Annotated in this window: 5 protein-coding genes, 3 tRNA genes and 1 riboswitch; of the genes, 1 reads left to right on the top strand and 7 read right to left on the bottom strand. The window is 57.8% G+C overall.

Going from position 1 to position 7116, the window contains the following annotated elements; all coding sequences use genetic code 11:
* Positions 1-53: 53 nt before the first annotated feature.
* The 7 genes from K5E40_RS33790 to ltaE form a co-directional block, all read right to left on the bottom strand.
* Positions 54-130: transfer RNA gene (locus K5E40_RS33790), tRNA-Arg, on the bottom strand.
* A gap of 71 nt (positions 131-201) precedes the next feature.
* Positions 202-278 (bottom strand) — tRNA-Arg (locus K5E40_RS33795).
* A gap of 107 nt (positions 279-385) precedes the next feature.
* Positions 386-476 (bottom strand) — tRNA-Ser (locus K5E40_RS33800).
* A gap of 62 nt (positions 477-538) precedes the next feature.
* Entirely contained in the window at positions 539-727 is a 189-nt protein-coding gene (gene csrA / locus K5E40_RS33805) for a carbon storage regulator CsrA (RefSeq protein WP_002554426.1), read from the bottom strand.
* Between the two features lie 187 nt (positions 728-914).
* The gene (locus tag K5E40_RS33810) at positions 915-2156 is read right to left on the bottom strand and encodes an aspartate kinase (RefSeq protein WP_221734381.1); all 1242 of its coding nucleotides are present in this window, start codon (positions 2154-2156) and stop codon (positions 915-917) included.
* A 90-nt stretch (positions 2157-2246) separates the two neighbouring features.
* The gene (alaS, locus tag K5E40_RS33815; protein WP_221734382.1) at positions 2247-4871 is read right to left on the bottom strand and encodes an alanine--tRNA ligase; all 2625 of its coding nucleotides are present in this window, start codon (positions 4869-4871) and stop codon (positions 2247-2249) included.
* A 146-nt stretch (positions 4872-5017) separates the two neighbouring features.
* Positions 5018-6022, bottom strand: a complete 1005-nt coding sequence (ltaE, locus tag K5E40_RS33820) for a low-specificity L-threonine aldolase (protein ID WP_221734383.1) — start codon at positions 6020-6022, stop codon at positions 5018-5020.
* Positions 6023-6219: 197 nt separating this feature from the next.
* A riboswitch (FMN riboswitch) is annotated at positions 6220-6392 on the top strand.
* Positions 6393-6493: 101 nt separating this feature from the next.
* Here ltaE and K5E40_RS33825 point away from each other — a divergent pair.
* A complete protein-coding gene (locus K5E40_RS33825; protein ID WP_221734384.1) occupies positions 6494-7003 on the top strand; it encodes a 6,7-dimethyl-8-ribityllumazine synthase in 510 nt (169 codons plus the stop codon).
* Positions 7004-7116: the final 113 nt, after the last annotated feature.

Raw genomic sequence — 7116 nt, forward strand, 5'->3', positions numbered from 1 at the left:
GATCACAACTGGTTGAAGCCAGATCACCTGCATTGCTGCAAACAACCTTAAAATGGTGCACTCGACAGGATTCGAACCTGTGACCGCTCGGTTCGTAGCCGAGTACTCTATCCAGCTGAGCTACGAGTGCATTTGTGTTTTTAAACCAGACCACAACTGGCTGAAGCCGAGTTACTTATATTGCTATAAACAACTCTTAAATGGTGCACTCGACAGGATTCGAACCTGTGACCGCTCGGTTCGTAGCCGAGTACTCTATCCAGCTGAGCTACGAGTGCATTTGTTGCGCCGCATTATAGCCCGTCTAATCTCTATTCCAACCACTTTTTCTAGTAAATTCAATAACTTACCGAAAAAGCCAGATTACGACGTACTAAGCAAATAATGGCGGAGAACGGGGGATTCGAACCCCCGACACCCTTTTGAGGTGTACTCCCTTAGCAGGGGAGCGCCTTCGGCCACTCGGCCAGCTCTCCGCAACACGGGGCGTATATTAACCACCTTCTTCCCCGTTTGCAAACATAAAAAACGATAAAAATTAATGGCTTGGTTCTTCGTCCTTCTCCTTCTTTATACGCAGGTAAATTTCCTCACGGTGCACGGCAACCTCTTTCGGGGCGTTGACGCCGATACGCACTTGATTTCCTTTAACGCCGAGCACGGTTACGGTGATTTCGCCATCACCGATAATCAGGCTTTCTGCGCACCGACGAGTCAGAATCAGCATACCTTTCTCCTCACGCAATTCAGTTCAGGGACAACAGTCTGCAAAAAAAAGGCACCCGACCTACAACCGGAGCGATCGTAGCCCTACATGCCTGAGTATTGACTAGCGCGAGCAAAAGAACAGTTCAGGTCTCGCGTCATTCAAAAATAAAGGGCGCGATCAAACCGCGCCCTTCAAGGAAACGGAATTACTCGCCCTGACGGGCAGGAGCATCCAGTTCGAAAGCCGTGTGCAGGGCGCGCACAGCCAGCTCCAGATATTTCTCTTCAATGACGACGGAAACCTTGATTTCCGAAGTCGAGATCATCTGGATGTTGATGCTTTCCTTGGCCAGGGATTCGAACATGCGGCTGGCCACGCCAGCGTGGGAACGCATGCCGACGCCGACGATCGAGACTTTGGCAATCTTGGTGTCACCCACCACTTCACGGGCACCGATCTCGCGAGCGGTGTTTTCCAGCACGGTCTGCGCGCCCTGGTAGTCGTTGCGGTGCACAGTGAAGGTGAAGTCGGTGGTGTTATCGTGCGCGACGTTCTGCACGATCATGTCGACTTCGATGTTCGCAGCACTGATCGGGCCGAGAATCTTGAACGCCACACCTGGAGTGTCTGGCACGCCACGGATGGTCAGCTTGGCTTCATCGCGGTTGAAAGCGATGCCGGAAATGATCGGCTGTTCCATGGTTTCCTCTTCATCAATAGTAATGAGGGTGCCCGGCCCCTCCTTGAAGCTGTGCAGTACGCGCAGCGGAACGTTGTACTTGCCGGCGAATTCCACCGCACGGATCTGCAACACCTTGGAACCGAGACTGGCCATTTCCAGCATCTCTTCGAAGGTGATCTTGTCCAGACGCTGAGCGACCGACACAACACGCGGGTCGGTGGTGTAAACACCATCAACGTCGGTGTAGATCTGACACTCATCCGCCTTGAGCGCTGCCGCCAGTGCCACTCCCGTGGTATCGGAACCGCCGCGACCGAGGGTGGTGATGTTGCCGTGTTCGTCGACACCCTGAAAACCAGCGACAACCACCACGCGACCTGCTTTCAGATCACCACGAATCTTCTGGTCATCAATCTGCAGGATACGCGCTTTATTGTGTGCACTGTCCGTCAGGATCCGCACCTGATTACCGGTGTACGACACCGCCGGCACACCGCGCTTGATCAGCGCCATGGCCAACAGGGCAATCGTCACCTGCTCACCGGTGGAAACGATCACGTCCAGCTCACGCGGAACCGGTTGACCGTCGCCACTGATTTGCTTGGCCAGATCGATCAGACGGTTGGTTTCGCCGCTCATTGCAGACAGCACGACCACCAGGTCATCGCCGGCATCGCGGAATTTCTTAACCTTGTCGGCGACCTGCTCGATTCTCTCGACAGTGCCGACCGAGGTGCCTCCAAATTTCTGTACGATCAAAGCCATTTCAAAGCCGCCTCTGCCCATGAAGGGCGCCCAATAATCACTCAAACAGCCGCCGGGCCCACCACTAGACTGCGGGCCCGGCGGGCCGCCTTATAAACCCTGCTCGACGAATGGAACGGTCAACGCCAGTGCGCCATCCAGCGCGCCGGCGTCGACGCCGCCGCCCTGCGCCATGTCCGGACGACCACCGCCCTTCCCGCCCACTGCCGCAGCAGCCTGTTTCATCAAATCACCGGCTTTGAGTTGGCCAGTCAGGTCTTTGGTTACGCCTGCAACCAGAACGACCTTTTCCTCATGGACACTGCCGAGCAGGATCACTGCGCGGCCGAGTTTGTTTTTCAGCTGATCGACCAGCGCCAGCAGCGCTTTGCCATCCTGACCATCCAGGCGTGCAGCCAGAACCTTCACACCTTTGACATCCAGTGCCGAGGCCGACAGATCGTCGCCCGCAGCGCTGGCCGCCTTGGCCTGCAACTGCTCGAGTTGCTTCTCCAGCAGACGGTTGCGCTCCAGCACAGCCGACAGCTTGTCGATCAGGTTGTCACGGCTGCCCTTGACCAGGCTGGCCGCTTCCTTGAGTTGTTCTTCTGCCGCGTTCAAGTAGGCCAGTGCCGCAGCGCCCGTGACGGCCTCGATACGACGCACGCCCGATGCCACACCGCCTTCGCTGATGATTTTCAGCAGGCCAATGTCACCGGTACGGTTGGCGTGGATACCGCCGCACAGTTCGACGGAGAAGTCGCCACCCATGCTCAGCACCCGCACGTTGTCGCCGTACTTCTCGCCAAACAGCGCCATGGCGCCTTTCTGCTTGGCGGTCTCGATATCGGTTTCTTCGGTTTCAACGGCGGAGTTCTTGCGAATCTCGGCGTTGACGATGTCTTCCAGTTCTTTCAACTGTTCAGGCTTGATCGCTTCGAAGTGGCTGAAGTCGAAGCGCAGGCGCTGACTGTCGACCAACGAACCTTTTTGCTGAACGTGATCGCCCAGCACCTTGCGCAGTGCTGCGTGCAGCAAGTGCGTGGCCGAGTGGTTCAGCGAAGTGGCGTGACGCACGTCGGCTTCGACGTGGGTTTCCACCGGCGCGCCAACGATCAGGCTGCCCGATGCCAGCACACCGTGGTGCAGGAAAGCCCCGCCGGTTTTGGTGGTGTCGCGCACATCAAAACGGCTGCTACCCGCTTGCAGATAACCGCAATCGCCGATCTGGCCGCCGGACTCAGCGTAGAACGGGGTCTGGTTCAGCACCACGACGCCCTCTTGGCCTTCACTCAAAATGTCGACGCACTGGCCATCTTTATACAGAGCCACGACTTTCGCCGAACCGCTGGTGTTGTGATAGCCGGTGAACTGGGTATCCACATCAACCTTGACCAGGCTGTTGTAGTCCATGCCGAAGGAGCTGGCGGAACGCGCACGCACGCGCTGGGCTTCCATCTCGCGCTCGAAACCTTCTTCGTCGATGGTCAGGCTGCGCTCGCGAGCGATGTCGCCAGTCAAATCCATCGGAAAACCGTAGGTGTCGTAGAGTTTGAACACTACGTCGCCCGGCACCACGTCGCCTTTGAGGTCAGCCAGATCCTGCTCGAGGATTTTCAGGCCTTGTTCCAGGGTCTTGGCGAACTGCTCTTCCTCGGCTTTCAACACGCGCTCGATGTGCGCCTGCTGGGATTTCAGTTCAGGGAAGGCTTCGCCCATCTCGGCCACGAGAGCGGCAACGATCTGGTAGAAGAAGCTGCCCTTGGCGCCGAGTTTGTTGCCGTGACGGCAAGCACGACGAATGATCCGGCGCAGCACATAACCGCGACCTTCGTTGGACGGCAGCACGCCGTCGGCAATCAGGAAGCCGCAGGAGCGAATGTGGTCAGCCACGACTTTCAGGGATGCCTGATTGTCGTTGGTGCAACCGATGGCCTTGGCCGAGGCGGCCAGCAGGCTCTGGAACAGGTCGATTTCATAGTTCGAGTGAACGTGCTGCAGCACGGCACTGATCCGCTCCAACCCCATGCCAGTGTCGACCGACGGCGCTGGCAGCGGGTGCAACACGCCATCGGCGGTGCGGTTGAACTGCATGAACACGTTGTTCCAGATTTCGATGTAACGGTCGCCGTCTTCTTCAGGCGAGCCCGGTGGGCCGCCCCAGATGTCGGCGCCGTGATCGTAGAAAATCTCGGTGCAAGGACCGCACGGGCCGGTATCGCCCATGGTCCAGAAGTTGTCGGAAGCGTACGGCGCACCCTTGTTGTCGCCAATGCGCACCATGCGCTCGGCCGGAACGCCGATTTCCTTGGTCCAGATGTCGTACGCCTCGTCATCGCTGGCATAGACGGTGACCCACAGTTTTTCCTTCGGCAGGTTCAGCCACTTGTCGGACGTCAGGAAGTTCCAGGCATAGGTGATCGCATCACGCTTGAAATAGTCACCAAAGCTGAAGTTACCCAGCATTTCGAAAAACGTGTGGTGACGGGCGGTATAACCGACGTTTTCCAGGTCGTTGTGCTTGCCGCCGGCGCGCACGCATTTCTGGCTGGAAACGGCGCGGGTGTACGCGCGCTTTTCCTGGCCCAGGAAGCAGTCCTTGAACTGGTTCATCCCCGCGTTAGTGAACAGCAGGGTTGGGTCGTTGCCCGGAATCAAAGAGCTGGAGGCTACACGGGTGTGGCCTTGCTCTTCGAAGAAGCGAAGGAAGGCTTCACGGATTTCTGCGCTTTTCATTAGGTTCTTCCACGGAGGCTGCGGCCAAAGGCCTGTTCGAAACGTCAACAGACGAAGCGACGGCAAAGGGCCGCATTATATCGGCCCTGCGCGCGGGGTACAGCGTGTTTATACGATAGAAACGGTCAATTGGACGGCTAACGCTGTCACTTGCGCGAAAACTCGACGAATGCCGCGATCACTTGATCGATTTGCGAGCGGTTGACGTCCATGTGCGTGACCATGCGAAGACGCGAGGCAGCACTCAACTTGATCCCGCGCTCGGCAGCAAACGCCTTGATCGCCTCGGCTTTGTCGCCCATCTGCACATAAACCATGTTGGTCTGTACCGGTTCGACGCTGAAACCCGCGTCACGCAGGCCTTCAGCAAGCCATTGAGCATTGGCATGGTCATCCGCCAGACGCTCAACGTTGTGATCCAGCGCATACAACCCCGCCGCCGCCAGCAATCCGGCCTGACGCATGCCGCCACCGACCATTTTGCGCAGACGACGAGCCTTGCCGATCAGTTGCTCAGAGCCGCAAAGCACCGAACCGACGGGCGCCCCCAAGCCCTTGGACAGACACACCGAAACTGAATCGAAATACTGAGTAATTTCCCGGGCATCTACCCCGAGCTTGACCGCTGCGTTGTACAAACGCGCGCCGTCCAAGTGCAATTGAAGGCCGTGATCCTGAGTAAAGTGTCGTGCCCGGGCCAGATACTCCAGTGGCAACACTTTGCCTTGCATGGTGTTTTCCAGCGCCAGCAGGCGAGTACGGGCGAAATGGAAGTCGTCTGGTTTGATCGCTGCGGCCACCTGATCCAGATCCAGCGAACCATCGGCCTGTACCTCCAGCGGCTGCGGCTGGATCGAACCGAGCACCGCTGCGCCACCGCCTTCGTACTTATAGGTGTGCGCCTGTTGGCCAACGACGTACTCGTCACCGCGCTCGCAATGCGCCATCAATCCCAACAGGTTGCTCATGGTGCCAGTCGGCACGAACAACGCGGCGGCGAACCCCAGGCGTTTAGCCAATTCGACTTCCAGACGATTGACCGTCGGGTCTTCGCCGTACACGTCGTCACCGGTGGCGGCGCCGGTCATGGCGTCGAGCATGGCGGGAGTCGGTTGGGTGACGGTGTCGCTGCGAAGATCGATAACACTCATGAACCTGGCCTCAAGTCAGCAGGGGAAATCCCTTTACGAAGGTGGATTACTGCGGTCATCGCGCCGATTAATCAACCCTTGGCGCACGAAAACACCGCACAAGCGTTCAAAAAACCGATAACAATCATCTGAAAGGCGCAATGCACAGATACAAATTCTGTGTTAAAAACGCTGCGCCGCCCGAGAAAGGGTGGCGAAAACGTTCTCAGGGCGGGGTGCAATTCCCCACCGGCGGTAATTGCGCGCAATGCGCATAGCCCGCGAGCGCTTGGCGACGGACAAGGCTTTGGCTAGTGGACGGCGGCAAGGTCAGCAGACCCGGTGTGATTCCGGGGCCGACGGTCATAGTCCGGATGAAGAGAGAACGGGATTGACACCCAAGAGCCGTCCGCGCGCTTCTGCGTTCGTGCGTCCCCTTGAATCCCCTTCGATTCATAACGCCCTGTTTTTCACACAAACAGGAGTCAGAACATGCAACCCACCGCTATCGACAGCAAAAGCAAACACCCTCATGGCGAGCGCGTCGCGTTCATCCAGGCCTGCTGGCACAAGGAAATCGTCGACCAAAGCCGTAAAGGCTTCGTCGCAGAAATGCTCGCTCAGGGTTATCAGGAATCGGACATCGACTTCTTCGAAGTCGGCGGCGCCTTTGAAATGCCCCTGCATGCCAAGCTGCTGGCCAAGACCGGTCGTTATGCCGGCATCGTCGCGGCAGCCCTGGTAGTGGACGGCGGCATCTACCGTCACGAGTTCGTCGCCCAGTCGGTGGTCAGCGGCCTGATGCAGGTGCAACTGGAAACCGAAGTGCCGGTATTCTCGGTGTCCCTGACCCCGCATCATTTCCATGCCGGTGAAGAACATCAGAAATTCTTCTTCGAGCATTTTGTGCACAAGGGTCAGGAAGCGGCGAAGACGTGCGCGGATACGTTGCAAAAGGTTCGAGCGTTGCGTCGTACCGAGCCGCGTGCAGTCGCTGTCTGATATCTGAACCGAGTGAGGTCTCAGACCTCACTCAGATCCAAATGTGGGAGCGGGCTTGCTCGCGAATGCGGTGTGCCAGTCAACAGATGTTTCACTGACACACCGCATTCGCG

This window comes from Pseudomonas baetica, assembly GCF_019733355.1.
Taxonomy (GTDB): Bacteria; Pseudomonadota; Gammaproteobacteria; order Pseudomonadales; family Pseudomonadaceae; genus Aquipseudomonas; species Aquipseudomonas baetica_A.